Origin of the sequence: Alkalicoccus chagannorensis DSM 18086 (genome assembly GCF_000429725.1) — a bacterium.
Classification (GTDB): domain Bacteria; phylum Bacillota; class Bacilli; order Bacillales; family Salisediminibacteriaceae; genus Alkalicoccus; species Alkalicoccus chagannorensis.
The window spans coordinates 266709-284255 of sequence record NZ_AUCK01000001.1; the positions used below are offsets into that span (position 1 = coordinate 266709).

Annotated in this window: 14 protein-coding genes and 1 riboswitch; of the genes, 8 read left to right on the forward strand and 6 right to left on the reverse strand. The window is 51.5% G+C overall.

What is annotated here, in order from left to right; genetic code table 11:
- Positions 1 to 2: 2 nt before the first annotated feature.
- From G477_RS18380 to G477_RS0101395, 4 genes are all read right to left on the reverse strand, one after another.
- On the reverse strand, positions 3 to 686 hold the full coding sequence (locus tag G477_RS18380) for an exonuclease domain-containing protein (protein WP_051287589.1): 684 nt from the start codon (positions 684 to 686) through the stop codon (positions 3 to 5).
- Positions 683 to 1567 (reverse strand): DUF294 nucleotidyltransferase-like domain-containing protein, encoded by an 885-nt coding sequence (locus G477_RS20390; protein ID WP_026696407.1) that lies wholly within the window; start codon positions 1565 to 1567, stop codon positions 683 to 685. The genes G477_RS18380 and G477_RS20390 overlap by 4 nt, the downstream gene beginning before the upstream one ends.
- A complete protein-coding gene (locus G477_RS0101390) occupies positions 1564 to 2844 on the reverse strand; it encodes an ammonium transporter (RefSeq protein WP_026696408.1) in 1281 nt (426 codons plus the stop codon). The genes G477_RS20390 and G477_RS0101390 overlap by 4 nt, the downstream gene beginning before the upstream one ends.
- Before the next feature lie 594 nt (positions 2845 to 3438).
- On the reverse strand, positions 3439 to 4344 hold the full coding sequence (locus G477_RS0101395) for a DMT family transporter (protein WP_026696409.1): 906 nt from the start codon (positions 4342 to 4344) through the stop codon (positions 3439 to 3441).
- Positions 4345 to 4453: 109 nt separating this feature from the next.
- Here G477_RS0101395 and G477_RS18390 point away from each other — a divergent pair, with 109 nt between their 5' ends.
- Positions 4454 to 5524, forward strand: a complete 1071-nt coding sequence (locus tag G477_RS18390) for an acyltransferase family protein (RefSeq protein ID WP_051287590.1) — start codon at positions 4454 to 4456, stop codon at positions 5522 to 5524.
- 20 nt (positions 5525 to 5544) lie between these two features.
- Here the strand turns inward: G477_RS18390 and G477_RS0101405 are convergent, their stop codons facing one another.
- A complete protein-coding gene (locus G477_RS0101405; protein WP_026696410.1) occupies positions 5545 to 6612 on the reverse strand; it encodes a serine hydrolase domain-containing protein in 1068 nt (355 codons plus the stop codon).
- A gap of 150 nt (positions 6613 to 6762) precedes the next feature.
- Positions 6763 to 6842: riboswitch (glycine riboswitch) on the forward strand.
- Positions 6843 to 6999: 157 nt separating this feature from the next.
- Here G477_RS0101405 and G477_RS0101410 point away from each other — a divergent pair.
- The 7 genes from G477_RS0101410 (at position 7000) to G477_RS0101440 (ending at position 16591) form a co-directional block, all read left to right on the forward strand.
- Positions 7000 to 7275 (forward strand): ACT domain-containing protein, encoded by a 276-nt coding sequence (locus G477_RS0101410; RefSeq protein ID WP_026696411.1) that lies wholly within the window; start codon positions 7000 to 7002, stop codon positions 7273 to 7275.
- A gap of 38 nt (positions 7276 to 7313) precedes the next feature.
- Positions 7314 to 8675, forward strand: a complete 1362-nt coding sequence (locus G477_RS0101415; RefSeq protein WP_026696412.1) for a PFL family protein — start codon at positions 7314 to 7316, stop codon at positions 8673 to 8675.
- A gap of 297 nt (positions 8676 to 8972) precedes the next feature.
- Positions 8973 to 10049, forward strand: coding sequence for a glutamate 5-kinase (gene proB / locus G477_RS0101420; RefSeq protein ID WP_026696413.1), 1077 nt, complete (start codon positions 8973 to 8975; stop codon positions 10047 to 10049).
- A 21-nt stretch (positions 10050 to 10070) separates the two neighbouring features.
- Positions 10071 to 11342 carry a glutamate-5-semialdehyde dehydrogenase gene (locus G477_RS0101425; RefSeq protein ID WP_026696414.1) on the forward strand — a complete coding sequence of 424 codons (1272 nt, stop codon included), beginning with the start codon at positions 10071 to 10073 and terminating at the stop codon, positions 11340 to 11342.
- A gap of 79 nt (positions 11343 to 11421) precedes the next feature.
- A complete protein-coding gene (gene typA / locus G477_RS0101430; protein ID WP_026696415.1) occupies positions 11422 to 13263 on the forward strand; it encodes a translational GTPase TypA in 1842 nt (613 codons plus the stop codon).
- Positions 13264 to 13969: 706 nt separating this feature from the next.
- On the forward strand, positions 13970 to 15271 hold the full coding sequence (ectB, locus tag G477_RS0101435) for a diaminobutyrate--2-oxoglutarate transaminase (protein ID WP_035210823.1): 1302 nt from the start codon (positions 13970 to 13972) through the stop codon (positions 15269 to 15271).
- A 297-nt stretch (positions 15272 to 15568) separates the two neighbouring features.
- Positions 15569 to 16591 carry an AbrB family transcriptional regulator gene (locus G477_RS0101440; RefSeq protein WP_026696417.1) on the forward strand — a complete coding sequence of 341 codons (1023 nt, stop codon included), beginning with the start codon at positions 15569 to 15571 and terminating at the stop codon, positions 16589 to 16591.
- Here G477_RS0101440 and G477_RS0101445 read toward each other — a convergent pair.
- A complete protein-coding gene (locus G477_RS0101445) occupies positions 16582 to 17304 on the reverse strand; it encodes a site-specific integrase (RefSeq protein ID WP_245575326.1) in 723 nt (240 codons plus the stop codon). The genes G477_RS0101440 and G477_RS0101445 overlap by 10 nt on opposite strands.
- Positions 17305 to 17547: the final 243 nt, after the last annotated feature.

A 17547-nucleotide genomic window follows, 5' to 3' on the forward strand; every position in this document is an offset into this window, starting at 1 on the left:
GATTATCCTCTCCTTCTCCCTGCAGCTGCACTGTAGATATCTTTTAATGTAAACAGCTGTTCCCGGGTTGCTGCTTTCATCATACACTGCCACAAAGCCGCTGTCACTCGTGCATCTTCTAAAGCATGATGCCTCGAGGGACAGGCGATATCATACACACTGCAGCAGTCTTCCAGATGAAACGCCCCTTCCATTTCAGGGAGAATAGACGCGACGAAGGATGTGTCAATCAGGCGGTGGGTGAAGCTGCTTCCGAAACGCCGCCGCAGCAGATGCTGCAGAAAGGATTTTTCATGCGCGGCGTGATGGGCGATCAAGGTGCTGCCCTCTGCAAATGAAAAAAAATCCTGCATGACCTCGCCTGCCGGCGGCGCCTCTTTCGTATCTGCCTCCGAAATATGAGTCAGCTGAGTCACTTCCAGGGGGATCGTTTTTTCTGTTCGGACCAGCGAGTAAAATTCCTTTTCCGTTTTCAGGTTTACGGCGCCGATCGACAGAATCTCATCCCCTTTTTCCGGTCGAAACCCGGTCGTCTCCAGATCGAAAACGACTGCGGGCACTTTCTCCAGCGGGAGAAGAAGGTGGTCGGCATACTTTTGATCTTTCGTCAGCTGTTTGAGCCGGGCAGCGTCGGTGAAGGAATGGGCGGGCTGTTTCCGCATCGAAAAAAAATCAAACACACTCATCGCTGATCAGCCCTTTCTCTGCTGTACACCGAGCGAAGGTCGTTCGTCACTTTCTTGCCTTCTTTCATCCAATGCTTCACCTGCTTCATTTCTGCTTTTGTTAACTCGTCTACACGCAGCAGATGCACGTCCTCATAGGAGGCAGCGGAAGCTGATTTTTCGCGGCGGAACTCGAGAAGCTTCTGAAAAGAGCTGCTCACTGGTTTCAGGTGGGGATGCCGGAAACTGAGCTGCTCCAGGCGGAGTTTGGTAGCTGCCACGGTAATGCCTTCTGCTGCAGCGGCCGCACGGGCTGCATTAGCATAAGGAAAGAGCAGGTCTTTTTTCATGTTGATGTCCCCTTTTTGATCAGTGAGGATCTGACCGAACACATTCCGTCGTTTAAGCCGGAATCGCGTATTCTGAAACATGGCCGCTTCCAGCCCGTATTCCTGTATCAGACTGGAAGTAAGCTGCTTCAGCCGCACTGTCGTATCGCCTGGCCCGTGCAGCGGCCGGGCATCATAAAAGATAAGAATATACCGCAGCGACTCCCAGTCTCTTTTTTCGATCCAGCGCCGGAGCTGTTTTTCCATTGAAGCTTCCGTGCGGCACCACATGTCATTTCCGGCCATTACTCCACCTTCGCACCGCGGATAGCCGGAAGCTTCCAGCAGACTGCTGAACGTCTCACCTACGGCAGCCGCTTCAGCTTCAGCGCCTTCGCTGCAGATCATCATGTGATCCTGATCTGCAAAACGAAGCTGTTCTTCTCTGCCGGCACTTCCGAGCAGTAACAGCTGGAAGCGGGCAGAATCGAGATTCTGCCCGCCTGTCGCTTCTTTTAAAAGCTGCAGCATATGCGCATCATGCTTTTGATTGAAACCCGTGATTTCCATCATGCTGTCGGCTTTTTCGACTCGTTTTCCAGCTGCTCCTGCATGTTTTCAGGGTAGCCGTAGCTGCCGTGCTCGGAAATATCGAGACCCATGAGCTCCTCTTCTTCAGAAACACGGAGTCCCCCGAGAACTTTGTCGAGTACTTTCAGTACGATGAATGCTACGGTGAACGCGTAGAGACCGGACACGGTCACACTCAGGGTCTGAACGCCGAGCTGCGTAAAGCCGCCGCCGTAGAACAGGCCTGCCAACCCGCCATTCATTTCTGCGAGAGCTGGTGTAGCAAAGAAACCAGTGGAGATTGTACCCCAGATCCCGGCCACACCGTGGACGGAGAGCGCGAAGATTGGATCATCAATCTTGGACTTTTCAAAGAAAACCATGGAGAAGTGGACGATGAACCCGGCTACAATACCGATCACAACCGCTGCCCAAGTAGCAACAAATGCTGTGGATGCTGTAATAGCAACTAGTCCTGCCAGTGCACCATTGAGCATCGTCGGGATGTCGTTCTTTCCCGTCATCGCATAGACGATCAGCATAGCGGCAACGGCACCGGCTGCTGCTGCGAGCTGGGTTGTGAGTGCTACGTAACCGAAGAATGCTCCATCAACACCAAGTGTAGAACCACCGTTAAACCCGAACCAGCCTACCCAGAGAATGAGCACACCAAGAGCTGTATACACCTGGTTATGACCGGCAATGTTATTGGATGTGCCGTCACTGTTGAATTTACCGATACGAGGCTTAAGAATCAGTGTTGCTGCCAGCGCTGCCATCGCACCGGTCAAGTGAACGACCGTAGAGCCGGCAAAATCCTGCTTACCAAGATCTGCAAGCCAGCCTGCACCCCAGATCCAATGAGCAACAACGGGATAGATGAAAGCGGAAAAAGCGACGGCAAAAATAATATAGACAGATAATTTCGCACGTTCTGCAAAGCCGCCGAAAGCAATCGTCAAGGCAATAGCAGCGAAAGCAAGCTGGAAGATGAAGTCGACGGAACCGGCTAATCCATCCACAGCAGTGGTGAAATCACCGAAGAAAAAGTCGGACGTTCCGATAAAGCCATTTCCTTCACCGTAAATGAAGCCATAACCGACAGCCCAGAATACGAGGGAAGCAATCCCTACAGTAAAGATTGTTTTACCGGCGATGTGCCCGGCATTCTTCATTCTCGTTGAGCCTGCCTCCAATAGAATGAACCCTCCCTGCATCAGCAGTACAAGCGCAAAACAGAGAATAATCCAAACGTTGTTCATGAGAAAAATTTCGTCCATGGTGACACGCTCCTTTAATCAATTTTTATCACTGCTTCAGCAGCTATGTGTATGATTATACGGACAGAAAATTCTGACACAACGAATATGTAAGATTATATAACATAGTATTTACCGAATATTAAATAAGTTATAAACCACAAACGTACGTCTATCAAGTGTGAGAACGCTATCTCGCATGAAATAAATCCATTCGCAGTATTTATCGCTATTTCTGCTCCAGGGAGCTGCCTGCAATCAGTAAAAGCACGACCGCAGTGATTCGATATGAGCGACAGTCTCTATGCGTTGTACATGCACCTGGATGCACTGCCCTTCCTCTAAAATGAGCGTCCGCTTCCGCTGTGAACAAAAGCGCGGAGCACCTTTTGAGCGGAACGGCGTGTACCGCAGGCTCTTTGAGGGAGCATAGGTTCTCCGTGCTTCCCGAGCAGCCGGCTACGCTGTCACTCTGTATGGAAACGAATACATTCTTATACTTTCAAAAAAGAGAGGAGCGGACGCTTCCGTCCAGCTCCTCTCTTATTATAGAAAGAATGCCCCCTCCGATGATCTGCCGGCGCTTCCTCTGCAGCTGCAACTGTTCCGGCAAATTTACGCCCTTTGAGCATTTTTTCGTTTCAGTACCTGTGATTCGATATAGCCGGTCCCAAACAGCACCCCGGTGACGATGAGAATAAAACCGAAAATCTGATGACTGTATATGTTTTCACCAAGGAGAAAGTAAGAACCGAGCAGAGCAAAGAATGGCACAAAATTATTAAACAGCGCGGACGGACCGGGACCAATTTTTTGTATCGCCGCATTAAAGAGCAGATGACCGATACTCGTGGCGATTACTGCCGAGCTGAAAAATACCATCCAGACGAGCGGCGGCTGCGGAACGGCGGCACCTGGTTCAAACAAATAGCTGATGACGAGCATACTTGCGGCACCGAAGACGAGCATGACCGCTGTAATGAGACGCGGTGACAAAGTGCTGGATGCTTTTTTGATCAGGATAAACGAAACCGCCTGGCTGATCATCGATAGAAAGATCAGCAGATCACCGCGGGATACGGTGCCCACCCCCTCCTCGGGACTGAGGATGATGAAGGTCACTCCGGAAAAGCCGAGCAGAATACCGAAAAGTCGGAACTTCGTCAGCGGATCTCCGAGAAAAATAACGGCAAGAACAGCAGTAGTCAGCGGAATCAAACCGAGGATCAACGACCCATTGGCCGCTGTCGTATCCGTCAGACCGACAGCCAATAGAGAGTGGTGGGCCGTTTGACCGAACAGTGCAGCTCCGGCAATCATGAAAAGCATCTTTTTATCTATTCGTTTAAACTCTTTCAATAACCAGACAATCAGCAGCGCCGTCACAGCAGCAATGCTGATCCGAAGCCCCTGCATCTGGACAGGCGGCATGTGTTCCACCAGAAATTTCACTGCGACGACGTTCAGTCCCCAGATCATCATGACGAACATCAGAAGCAGATATACGGATGCATTCCTCATAGAATAGGTCTTCCTTTCTGAATAAATGAAAGCAGTCAAACGTTCCTACTGCTTTACTGTTTATGGTATGTTAGACAGGACAGGTTATCTGTGTGGAGGGGGTGTCCTTTTGATCCGCGAAATATTTATTCTGCGGAGTATCGGCTGTCTCAGCATTGTGCTGCTCCACAGCATCCATATAGGCATCAATCAAATTGGCATCGAGGAGATGGGTGAAGGAACGGCCCTTTTTTTCGATTCGATCCAGATGATTCTGTATTATGGGACGCCGATGTTTATCTTTATTTCCGAATTTTTAATTGCTTATTCGTATCGAAAAAGGGAGCTCCCCGACGACTTCCTGCGAAAACGGCTGCGTTTTATTCTCATCCCCTTCGTGATCATGGGCGTTTTTTATGCGCTCCCGTTCTTCCAGCTCAGTTTCGAGCAGGGGATCAACAGCATGATGATGAATATATTTGTCGGTGATTACCACGGCTATTTCATCTTGATTATCTTCCAGTTTTACGTGTTTCACTACTGGTTTCACGGATGGCTGCGGCGCTGGAAGCCGTCGGTTGTTCTTGCCGCTGCTTTTGGCATTAATGCGGCTTACCTGATGTTTTTTAACTTCACACTGCCGCCGGAAGGCCTGCCCTACGGCACCTACATCTGGGAACGCTTTTACTGGGTCCCGATGTTCGGATGGATCTTTTACTTTACCGTCGGCTACTATGCAGGGACGTATTACGAGAGCTTTAAACAGCTTCTCCACAAGTGGCGGTGGCTGATTTTAGCCGGACCGCTCCTGACGAGCGTCGGCATGCTGATTTTCTATCATTCCGGTTTTCTGATGGTGCATAGTTCCAAACGGACGGATATTCTAATTCATACCTTGATGTGCAGTTTCTTTCTTTTTTATGTAACGCAGAAACTCAAACATCTCCCGTCCTTTCTTGAATTCATCAGCCGCTACTCCTTCGGGATCTATCTGCTTCATTATTTTTATATTTTTCTAATGGACTTCATTTATGAGCAGTTCCCGGTACAGGTCGGATTCGGCTATATTCTGATCTTGTTCACCTTCAGTCTCGGCGCTTCCATACTGACTATCTTTATCTTGAATAAATGGAAGTACGGCCATTTCATCATCGGCAAAATCGGCCCGAAATTTAAACCAAAGAAAGCAGCAGCCTCCTGAAGGGGGCTGCTGTTTGATCGTCAGCTGGAGCTTTCCGAATCAAGAATCAGCTGGAGCAGCTGCAGTCGCTGCAGGTCGTTGACGGAATTTCGTGTAAATTGAAAGGCCAGCCGGTTGGAATCGACCCGGTGAACGAAAACAAGATCCAGCTCCGGTATAATGTCGATGGACTGACCATATCGGCCGACAGCGGAATACATGCCGAGCTCATCAAACGGCGGAGCCGTAGCTGTCCACCAGAGATACCCGTAGTCAAACAACGGGTTACCGGGGACTTCGATATGCGGTCTCGTGCTGCGTTCCACCCAGTCCTCCGGTACAATCTGCTCTCCCTCCCACGCTCCCTGCTGAAGATACATCTGGCCGAACCTGGCGAGATCTCTCGCCGACATGCGGAATAAGTAGGACGGATGCTGAGAGCGCCGGTTTTCGTACTTGTACTGTGTATGTCCCATCTCGAAGTCTTCCATGCCGAGCGGTTGGGCAATGCGGCGCTCGAAATCCTCGAAAATATCGGATTCTGTCTGTTCATTATAAATCGTGCCGAGCACGTTAAAATCCCAGTTGTTGTAGTAATAATGCTGTCCAGGCAGGTAACTTCCCCGGCTCGGCCGGTTCATTCGCATACCGATCGATTCCTCTCCTGCCGGAAGATACACTCCCGAGCTGGACGTCATCAAGTGCGAAAGAGAAGCCTGCTTCTCGATGGTCGTCAGAGAAGGGTTCTCATCAATATCGTAATCCTCCAGCGTGTCAAACAGACGGAATGTTTCCTGCTCTATTTCGATTCCATAGAGGGCGGAAATCATGCTTTTGCGTACGGAATGGGCATTGGTGCTTTTCGTCGTGCTCCCCCATTCGAACAGCACTTTTCCATCGTAAATCACCATCGCAGCCGTGGAGTTGATTGAATCGTAATACGCACGGGCCTGTTCCAGGGTTTCCGGATTGAATCCTGCGTCTTCCACTGATTCATGTCTCGGCCAGGTGGATTCCTCCGCCGCTTCGATTGAATAGTATACATACATAAACAGCCCCACCAATCCAATAATCAGTGTGATAAGGCCACCGATAGTTTTATTAAACAACAGGATCATCCTCTGCTCAGCTCTGCCCTTATAATATAACAGAGAAGCGGCTTCTCTGCTATGCATTCATCTTGACGGAATCTAAAAAAGCTGGTAGCTTGAATATACAATTTTACAGGCGGCATTGAAGGCTGTGGGTCTACTACAGCTGGAGCAGCTTCTGGAGAGACTGTCTTCTAAGACAGCGCCGAAGGGTTCACGATCTCAGGCACACGGACAGAAGTGACCAGACGGCTCTGCCGTCTCCTATTTTCATGCCGGTAAAAACCGGCTTTTTTTAATGCCGTTTGCAGACGGGCAGGATCCAAGGCGTGCGGGCATCATCCGCCCGGCAGAAGATCTTTGGCCCGTACTACTTTATTACTTAAGGAAAAGAGGAATGCAGTCATGAGCAGAACGAGAGCTGTCGTCAGTGTTGTCGGCCAGGATCAGGTCGGTATTATCGCCGCAGTCACCACCGCCCTTGCGGATAAGCAGGTCAATATTCTCGATATATCCCAGACCATTCTCCAGGACTTTTTTACAATGATGATGCTCGTGGAGATTCCGGAACATATGGAGCGGAGGGAACTGGAAGAGCGCATGGATCAGGTGAGTTCCTCCATGCAGCTCAAAATCGACATTCAACGCGAAGAACTATTTCAATCCATGCACCGTATTTAAGCTGATGAGAAACATCTGCAGAACAGGAGTGTTTACGTATGCGTCTAGCCTTTCAGGAAATGCAGGAAACTATCCGAATGATCCAGATGGAGAAACTGGATATCCGTACCGTCACGATGGGAATCAGCCTTCGGGACTGTATCGACCCCGATCCGGCAGCAATGCAGCGGCTCGTCTATGAGAAAATAACGACGGCCGCTGCCGGTTTAAAAGAGACCGCTGATGAAACAGCCAGGGAATTTGGCATTCCAATTGTAAACAAACGAATTGCCATCACGCCCGCAGCTGAACTGCTCGGCCGGGCGACAAAAGACGATGCACTCGGGTTAGCCCGCGTACTGGATCAGGCAGCAGAAGAACTGGATATTGATTTTATCGGCGGCTTTTCCGCCCTTGTTCACAAAGGGATTACGAAAGGAGATCGAGTGCTTCTCGATGCCCTTCCGGAAGCCCTCAGTTCCACGTCAAGGGTGTGCGGCTCCGTTTCTGCGGCTTCGACACGCGCCGGTATCAACATGGATGCGGTTCATGAGCTCGGTTCGATCATCAAGAGAGCATCTGAACTCTCGTCCGACCAGGACGGTCTCGCCTGTGCTAAATTCGTCGTCTTCTGCAACCCGGCGGAAGATAATCCATTCATGGCAGGCGCTTTCCACGGAACAGGCGAAGCAGAAACTGTCCTCAGTGTCGGCGTCAGCGGACCAGGTGTCGTGCTCTCTGCGCTGAAGCGCCACCCGGAAGCTGATCTTGGTGAAGTGTCTGAAGTGATTAAGCAGACAGCATTTAAAATCACCCGCGCCGGAGAACGAGTCGGCCGTGAAGTCGCTTCCCGGCTCGGCGTCGAATTCGGCATTATGGATTTGTCTCTCGCTCCGACTAACGCTATGAATGATTCTGTCGCTGAGATCCTGGAGGAAATCGGGCTTGAACGTGTCGGCACACACGGCACGATCGCAGCCCTTGCGCTCATGAATGATGCTGTCAAAAAAGGCGGTGCGATGGCGAGTTCCTACGTAGGCGGTCTCTCCGGTGCCTTCATCCCTGTTTCCGAGGACAACGGCATGATCCGCGGCATCGAAGAAAACAGCCTGTCGCTGGATAAGCTTGAAGCGATGACGTGCGTCTGCTCGGTTGGACTCGATATGATTGCGATCAACGGCAGTTCTCCTTCCGCATCAATCGCCGGCCTGATTGCAGATGAAATGGCGATCGGCATGATCAACAAAAAAACGACCGCTGTCCGCGTCATTCCTGTGCCGGATAAGAGCGAAGGGGACATGGTAGAATTCGGCGGCCTGCTTGGACGTGCCCCGGTTATGGGGCTTAATCCGCACTCTTCCGAAAAGTTGATGCAGCGCGGCGGCAGAATTCCTGCACCTCTTCAGTCTCTCATCAATTAAGGTTGACAGACGACGCCTTCTTTTGAATAATGGAAATATTACAAAACACATTCAGACATGGAGATTAGTACGTCCCACTCCCCTCTCAGAGAGTTTCTGCCGCCGGCTGTAAGCAGAAATAAGGTGCGAAGGACGGAACCTGCTCCCTGCCTATTGTCTGCGGCCGCCTGCCGTTACCAGGGTGTCAAGCGGGCGTCCCTGAGACGCTAATGAAGGTGGTACCGCGGCTGATGCCGTCCTTTACTTACTAGTAGAGGGCGGCTTTTTCTATGCGGCATCCAGAAGGAGGTTCACATCATGCAACAGAAGAAACAACGGATTGTCGTGAAGATTGGAAGCAGTTCACTGACGAAAAAGGATGGCTCCCTCTCCCCTGTCAAACTGGCTCAGTTCTGTGATGCTTTTGCTGAAACAAGACAGGCGGGCCACGAACTGATTGTCGTATCGTCAGGTTCCGTGGCCGCGGGGTTCCGTGAAATCGGCTATCCCGTCCGGCCAGTCACCGTTCAAGCGAAGCAGGCGGCGGCCGCAGTAGGTCAAAGTCTTCTCATGCAGCAGTATCGATTCATGCTGCAGCAGTACGGCATTACTGCTGCGCAGCTGCTGCTGACGAGGCATGATTTCCGTGACGGCGAACATTATCAAAATATCTCGGCTGCCTTGAGTGAGCTGTTGAAGCGGCATGTACTGCCAATCATCAATGAGAATGATTCAACTGCTGTAGATGAACTGACTTTTGGTGATAACGATATGCTCTCTGCTCTGATCAGCGGTGCCACCCACGCCGACAAACTCATTCTCTTCACGGATGCCGACGGCGTCTATACCGCAAACCCGCAGAAAGATCCTGCCGCCGAAAAATTCCGGCACATCGCTGTGATTTCAGATGACATTACAGGAGCTGCAGATACGGAGACAACCGCCGTCGGTACCGGCGGCATGCGCGCGAAGCTGAAAGCAGCCGAGGCTGCCCAGGAAGTCGGGGTCGGCGTCTACATCGGCCGATTTGCACCCGATACGTCCATCGCTTCGATTGCCGCAGGCATTGGAAGCGGCACGTACATCCAGGCAGGCGCCGCTGCCATGAAGACGAGAAAACAGTGGATTGCCTACCATGCCTCCCCGCGCGGCATGCTCCGGGTTGATCCGGGAGCTGCCGAAGCGCTGCTGCAATCGGGGAAAAGTCTGCTCAGCGTCGGTGTGATAGAAGCTGCTGGCGACTTCGATACCGGCGATGTCATCGACGTATACGATGAAGAGGATCATTTTCTCGGCAAAGGGAAAGCTGCCGCACCGAGAACCCGGCTTCAGGAAGATGATGCCTCGTTCCTTATTATTCACCGGGATGAATGGGTCGCGATGAACAACCGATAACTACCTGAAAGGATGATCACGATGGATGAAGTAATCAGGAAGGCCAAGCTTGCACAAAAAGCAGGACGAACGCTGGCATCACTCGAGGAGCAGGACCGCAGCCGCGCGCTGAGACAAATTGCCGCGGATCTCCGGGAACACGACAAGCAGCTGATCGAAGCCAACGCCTTGGATATGGACGGCGGAAGAGAAGCAGGAATGAGCGATTCACTGCTGGACCGCCTGCATCTCGACAGCAGCCGGATTCACAACATCGCCGGCGCCGTCGAACACGTAGCCGAGCTGCCGAACCCGCTTCTTTCCGCCGGAACAGAATGGGAGCGTCCAAACGGCCTGCGCATATCGGAAGTCCGCGTGCCGCTCGGGGTTATCGGCGTCATCTATGAGGCACGTCCGAATGTCACCGTCGACATTACCGCACTCGCCCTGAAAACAGGCAATGCCGTCGTTCTGCGCGGAAGCTCCTCGACAATCCATTCCAATAAGGCACTGGTGAAGCTGATCCGCTCCTCGCTGGAAGCTGCAGGACTGCCGCCGGAAGCCGTCCAGCTGATTGAAAATACCGATCGGCAGTTGACTGACAGCCTGTTCACCGCCAGAGGACTTCTGGATGTGATCATCCCTCGTGGCAGTAAAAAACTGATCGACACCGTCGTGGAAAAATCGACGGTACCGGTCATTGAGACCGGCGCAGGCAACTGCCACCTCTACATCCACGAGGATGCCGAGCCGCTGTTGGCTAGACAGATCGCTGTCGATGCAAAAGCACAGCGTCCGTCCGTGTGCAATGCCGTCGAAACATTCCTGTTGGACAAAAGCTGGGCCGAAGCCCACTTCAGCAGGTTTGTACAGGATATGCAGCTGCATGGGGTGACGCTCTATGGAGACGAACGGGCCCAGCAGCTCCATGCCGCTGTCATTCCAGCAGACGAGACGAGCTGGAGCACCGAATTCCACGGTCTCGAAGCGGCAGTGAAAATCACAGAGAACCTGCAGGAAGCGCTGGATCATATTGATCAGCACAGCACAAAACATTCTGAAGCCATCGTAGCCGAAGATGGACAGGCAGTGGAACAGTTTTTCCGTTTTGTCGATGCCAGCACGCTCTACCATAATGCGTCCACCCGTTTTACAGACGGGGAGGAATTCGGCTACGGCGCTGAGGTCGGGATCAGCACCCAAAAACTGCATGCACGCGGACCGATGGGACTCGAAGCGTTAACCACCGTGAAATACCTCGTCCAAGGGAATGGACAAAAAAAAGGAAATCTGCCTCTCAGTCAAGAAGATTAATACACGATCGTGCACAGCGCTCTTATTTGTGCTATACTAGTACGGATGTGATTCTACGAAGACAGGAGCGTTTTAAAGGATGAACGTACGGAATGAACTGAGAAATATCGCGATTATTGCCCACGTCGACCACGGAAAGACCACACTGGTGGATGAGCTGCTGAAGCAGTCAGGCACTTTCAGCGAACATGAAGAAGTAGCTGAGCGCGCGATGGATAACAACGATATCGAAAAAGAGCGCGGCATTACGATTCTGGCAAAAAATACAGCTGTGAAATATCAAGACAATCGTATCAACATTCTTGATACTCCAGGCCATGCCGATTTCGGCGGCGAAGTGGAACGGATCCTCAAAATGGTCGATGGCGTACTGCTGGTAGTTGATGCGTTTGAAGGCTGCATGCCGCAGACGAGATTTGTGCTGAAAAAAGCACTGGAACAGAAACTGACACCCGTTGTCGTTCTGAATAAAATCGACCGTCCGATGGCCCGCCCATCCGAAGTCGTCGATGAAGTGCTCGACCTGTTCATTGAACTGGATGCGGACGAAGATCAGCTCGACTTCCCTGTTGTCTATGCTTCCGCCATTAATGGGACAGCGAGCCGGGATGAAAACAAGCAGGATGAGAACATGAACGTTTTGTTTGAATCCATTATGGAGAATGTCCCTGCACCGATCGACAACAGAGAAGAACCGGCCCAATTTCAGGTGACGATGCTTGATTACAACGACTATCTCGGTCGTATCGGCATCGGCCGTGTGTTCCGCGGAACGATCAACGTCGGAGACCAGGCCGTGCTGATCAAACGGGACGGCACCGAGAAAAAGTTCCGGATTACGAAAATGTTCGGTTTCTTCGGCCTGAAAAAGGAAGAAATCAAGACGGCGGAATCGGGCGATCTGATCGCACTCTCCGGTGTCGAGGATATCATGGTCGGCGATACAATCTGTCCACCGGAACACCCGGAACAGATGGAACTTGTCCGCATTGATGAACCGACCCTGCAGATGACGTTTCTCGTCAACAACAGCCCATTTGCCGGACGCGATGGCGATCACGTAACGAGCCGGAAAATCGAAGCCCGCCTGCTCACACAGGTGGAAACAGATGTCAGTCTCCGGGTAGAACAGACTTCTTCTCCGGATGCCTGGACCGTCTCCGGACGTGGAGAGCTTCACCTCTCTATTCTGATCGAGAACCTCCGCCGCGAAGGTTTTGAGCTGCAAGTATCGAAGCCGGAAGTAATCATCAAAGAAGTAGACGGAAAAGACTGCGAACCGTATGAGAGCGTCCAAATTGATGTTCCGGAAGAATACACCGGCTCTATCATGGAATCCCTTGGAGATCGTAAAGGCGAAATGATGAACATGATCAACAAAGGAGACGGACAGATGCGTCTCGAGTTCATCGTCCCTTCCCGCGGCCTGATCGGATACTCCACTGAATTCATGTCACAGACAAAAGGTTACGGAATCATCAACCACACGTTTGACAGCTACCGTCCTCTCGCACAGGGTATGGTAGGCGGACGACGTCAAGGTGTGCTCGTTTCCCAGGAGACGGCGAAAGCGACTTCCTACGGGATGCTTCAAGTCGAAGACCGCGGTACCCTCTTTGTTGAAGCCGGTACAGAAATATACGAAGGCATGATTGTCGGCGAGCATAGCCGTGACAATGACCTCACCGTCAACATCACGAAAATGAAAGCTCAGAACAACATCCGTTCTGCGACGAAAGAACAGACGGTTACCATGAAGCGGCCTCGTCTGCTTACACTGGAAGAAGCACTTGAATACCTGAACGACGATGAGTACTGTGAAGTTACACCGGAAGCCATCCGCCTCCGGAAGAAAACGCTTGATAAATCTACTCGTGAGCGGGAAGAAAAGCGGAAGAAGCTCACAACAAAAGAATCTTAAAGAAGGTCCTTCGCGCTGTCCTCGGGCAGCAACATCCGGACCATTTTCCATCCCGTCAGATGACAATCTGGCGGGATGTTTTTAATGCATGACGAGAACGTAAAAACTGTTATTTATGAAGAAGCTTACCCGGGAAGAACGGCGTATGCCTTCTTCCCTGCAAAAGCCTGCAGCGACAACGGCCTGCGTACCAATCAAAAGGCGTTTTCCCTTTCTTGTCCGTACTTGTTTTTCCAAACTGATTCTCCCTAATTACGGCTTCCTATCTCACTCGATTGGCTGTTTCACGGTTCGTTTCTCGAAAAAAGGGTAGTATAATACCACGTACTGTTGTTTTCTGTTTTATACTTTGTTCCTGCAGAGGACGAAACGGTCCCAGTGAAAGAAGATAAGCGTTCAACGTTTATTGGGGAACCACAGGGCAGCACGAGGGCCTTCAGCATGGCATGTGAATCCATCTTCCCGCTCCACCGCACACTCGCTTTCTCCATGCTCTGCCCGTACTCGTTCCGCAGGAGCGCAGGTCTTCGACATCCATCAGATCCCCCCCCTCCCTCCTGCGCAGCAGAACAGTTTCGTCGAGCTGAGGGAATACTTCACCAACAGCATGCTCATGAAGTATTCCATCCTCTGTATTCTCTATGGCCGATGGGGAGTACGGAGGAGAGGAGCTGGTTCGGCCAAATACATGAAGAGGAGCAGAACAATGACAAATCAACACGAGAAACTGCAGGTCATTCATGACATGGAGTCCAGTGTGCGCAGCTACGTGCGCAGTTTCCCAGCTGTTTTTCACCGGGCAAAGGGCTGCCGTATCTGGGATGAAGACGGACGAGAGTACCTCGACTTTTTCTCCGGAGCCGGAGCGTTGAACTATGGACATAATGAGCCGGCGATGAAGCAGAAACTCGTTGACTACATTCTCGACGATGGCATCATCCACTCTCTTGATATGGCCAGTTCAGCCAAAGTGACGTTTCTCGAACGCTTCCGGGATATCATTCTGCAGCCGCGGGAGATGGAATACCGCATTATGTTCCCCGGTCCGACTGGAACAAATACCGTTGAAAGTGCGTTAAAGCTTGCAAGGAAAATGACGGGACGGACCGATGTCATCTGTTTCACTAATGGGTTTCACGGCATGACCGTCGGTGCGCTTTCCGTGACAGGCAACTCGATGAAACGAAAAGGAGCGGGGATTCCCCTTTCTCACACGGTAACAATGCCCTACGACACATTTTTGAACGACGAAAAAGACTCCCTCGCCTATTTGACAAAATTTCTGGAGGATAACGGGAGCGGCGTAGCTGTTCCGGCAGCGGTGATCGTTGAGACCGTGCAGGGGGAAGGCGGTCTGAACACCGCGGGAATGAAGTGGCTTCGGGATTTAGAGAATATCTGCAGGGAATGGGGGATTCTCATGATCGTAGACGATGTTCAGGCGGGCGTCGGACGAACGGGAACCTTTTTTTCTTTTGAACCAGCTGGTATTCAGCCGGATATTATCTGTCTGTCAAAATCCATCGGCGGCTCTGGGCTTCCGATGGCGGTCACCCTGATCCGGCCGGACCTCGACGACTGGATTCCCGGGGAGCACAACGGCACTTTCCGTGGAAATAACCCCGCATTTATAACAGCCGCGGAGGCTCTCACCTTCTGGGCTGACCCTGCTTTTGAGGAGGCAGTCAAAGCGAGAGGACGCGAAGTGACACTCTTCCTGGAGAATATCATGAAGGAATTTCCCGAAATTCAAGGAACGAGACGCGGCCGGGGCCTGATGCAGGGGATCGCATCGGACGTAGAAGGCTTCAGCGAAAAAACGGCAGCCCATGCGTTCGAGCTTGGGCTGATCATGGAGACGGCAGGCGGAAACGACGAGGTATTCAAGCTTTTTCCTCCGATCAACATTAGTCAGGAAGATCTAAAGAAAGGGCTCTCCCTCGTCCGGAAAGCTGTGCAGGCTGCCTCTGCTTCTATGAATCTCCGGCAGGATCCAATAGAGAACTGAGATCTGCCTGTGCTACAATGAAAAAAGAACGTGCCGCTCTGTGAGCGGAACGGATTCGTACCCAGCATCATCAAAAAGGCCGTCTCATTATTCTCCAGACGGCCTTTTCTGGGTGATAAGATGGGATACGTTTTCATCGGTTTAAAAGATGATGAACGAACCTTGAAAAGCCGCTCTCACCTCATGGCTGCCGGAGCGGCTTTGTCAGGGAGCCGCTAGTGCTGCACGTAGTGCAGATGATGGAAGCGCTGCACCAAGGCTGAACATACAGCAGCTGTCAGAGAGGAAAGTTGATACATGAGACATCTGGAAACGCTGATCCCCGCCGTTCTGGGCGGTTTTCTTTTTCAAACACTGAACCTGCCGCTGCCATGGATGCTCGGACCGCTGACGGCTGTGCTCCTGTATCAGGAGTCAGCATCGCGCCCCCTCCTCTGGTCTCCTCTCATAAAGCAGCTCGGACTGATCGTCCTTGGTATATCGTTCGGGCTTTATTTCCAGACCGAACTGCTGATGCAGATCACGACCTACTTTGCTCCGTACATACTGATGACGACGATTCTACTCAGTGCAGCTGTTTCGCTCGGCCTGCTGACTGCACGATTGACGGGCCTTTCACGTACGCCTTCTGTGTTCGGCGCCATCCCGGGTGGTCTGACAGAGATGGTGATTGCCAGCGAAGAATTAAAGGCACAGCCGCAGCAGGTACTTATCTTTCAGACTGTGCGGCTCGTTGTCGTACTGTTCACCGTCCCTGCGCTCATGATTTATTTGTTTACCGGCAGCGGTACCCCTGAGGCAGAGATGCCGTCCGGAGATGGTATCTCGTTTTTCAGCCCGGAGGCACTGCTGTTTCTTGGTGTTGGTGCTGCGGGGTTTCTCCTGCAGCGCCTGCTTCCAGCCGGTATTATGATTATTCCGCTGCTGTTAACGGTTGTATTGATGATATCACCTGTCATGCTCCCGGCAGTTCCGGAACTCTTGTTTTACAGTGCCCAGCTGGCTGTCGGGGTTTCCCTCGGCATCAGCATCTCTTTCAGCGATATTCGAAAAGCAGGTTCTTATTCGCTCTATTTTGCTCTGATCGCCTTCCTGCTTATCGCACTGAGTATGCTGCTCGGCCTGCTGTTGGCGTGGTGGACCGGCATGGAGATAGAAACAGCGCTTCTGAGTACGGCTCCCGGAGGCATCGTTGAGATGGTGCTTACAGCATCGGTGACCGGAGCCGACCCCGCCGTCGTCACTTCCCTGCAGCTGCTGCGCGTGATCCTGATCGTCACCTTCGTACCCCCGCTGTTGAAAAAAATGTTCTACAAATGAAAATCATCCATCGCCTCATCAATCTGCTCCTGAGCAATACCGATATAGCGGAGCGTTATACTAGGAGAAGAGTGGTTGAAAATGTTCTGCAGCGTGGAAACATCCCCGTACTGTTTATAAAAGTGATAGCCGAACGTTTTTCTCAATGTGTGTGTACCGACAAACTCCGCCCCGGCTTTTTCAGCCGCCCGGCGGAGTATTTTATATGCTCTGTCGCGTTTAATCGGCTGTTTCGTTTTAGCCGAAGCAAACAAATACGCCTCATCTGTCATGCCGGCCGTATAGTCAGATGCCAGACTGCGGATCTCCTTGTTCATCGGGAACAGCTTTTCTTTTCCTGTTTTCTCGTCATGCCTTACGATATAGCGTCTCCCTCGTACATCGCCCGCTTGAAGCGGCAGCAGGTCGCCGATCCGCAGACCAGTATTTAATCCGAGCAGAAATAAAAAATAATCACGTTCGCTTTCCTCGCGCAGCACCTTTTTCATGCATGCAATTTGCTCACGGCTGCGGATCGGCTCTACGGCCCTAGGTGTCATCGCCTGGAGCGCCTGGTAATCCGATTTCATTGAGACCGGCCGCCTTCCTTCCGCTTTCAGCTGCATCAGGCGCTTGATTCTTTTCTTCGTCTGCTGTTCACCGAGTCTGCTGCGGAGTCGTTCATATTCTTCCTCCGTCAGGTACACTGTATCTCCGTACCTTTTTTTCTCCATGATCATCACCTCTGTCTTTATAATACTACAGCATTCATTTTGTATCATCATCCAGAACGGCTCGTGATGCTGGGGAAGAAATGAGACCGGCATATCAAGATATTTGATTCGTTCTCCCTTCTACTTTTTCATGAAGATACAAAATGAGCTCTTTGTATTTTCATTCTGCAAACCTGCTGATGCGGGTTTAGAACCAGCGAATCCAGCTTTAGAACGTTACGCTGGACGATAGAAAACGAAGAA

Coding starts and splice junctions, on each gene's coding strand:
- typA (WP_026696415.1), top strand. CDS start 11,422: ATGAACGTACGGAATGAACTGAGAAATATCGCGATTATTGCCCACGTC.
- ectB (WP_035210823.1), top strand. CDS start 13,970: ATGACAAATCAACACGAGAAACTGCAGGTCATTCATGACATGGAGTCC.
- G477_RS0101415 (WP_026696412.1), top strand. CDS start 7,314: ATGCGTCTAGCCTTTCAGGAAATGCAGGAAACTATCCGAATGATCCAG.
- G477_RS0101425 (WP_026696414.1), top strand. CDS start 10,071: ATGGATGAAGTAATCAGGAAGGCCAAGCTTGCACAAAAAGCAGGACGA.
- G477_RS20390 (WP_026696407.1), bottom strand. CDS start 1,567: ATGATGGAAATCACGGGTTTCAATCAAAAGCATGATGCGCATATGCTG.
- G477_RS18380 (WP_051287589.1), bottom strand. CDS start 686: ATGAGTGTGTTTGATTTTTTTTCGATGCGGAAACAGCCCGCCCATTCC.
- proB (WP_026696413.1), top strand. CDS start 8,973: ATGCAACAGAAGAAACAACGGATTGTCGTGAAGATTGGAAGCAGTTCA.
- G477_RS0101440 (WP_026696417.1), top strand. CDS start 15,569: ATGAGACATCTGGAAACGCTGATCCCCGCCGTTCTGGGCGGTTTTCTT.
- G477_RS0101390 (WP_026696408.1), bottom strand. CDS start 2,844: ATGGACGAAATTTTTCTCATGAACAACGTTTGGATTATTCTCTGTTTT.
- G477_RS0101445 (WP_245575326.1), bottom strand. CDS start 17,304: ATGGAGAAAAAAAGGTACGGAGATACAGTGTACCTGACGGAGGAAGAA.
- G477_RS0101395 (WP_026696409.1), bottom strand. CDS start 4,344: ATGAGGAATGCATCCGTATATCTGCTTCTGATGTTCGTCATGATGATC.
- G477_RS0101410 (WP_026696411.1), top strand. CDS start 7,000: ATGAGCAGAACGAGAGCTGTCGTCAGTGTTGTCGGCCAGGATCAGGTC.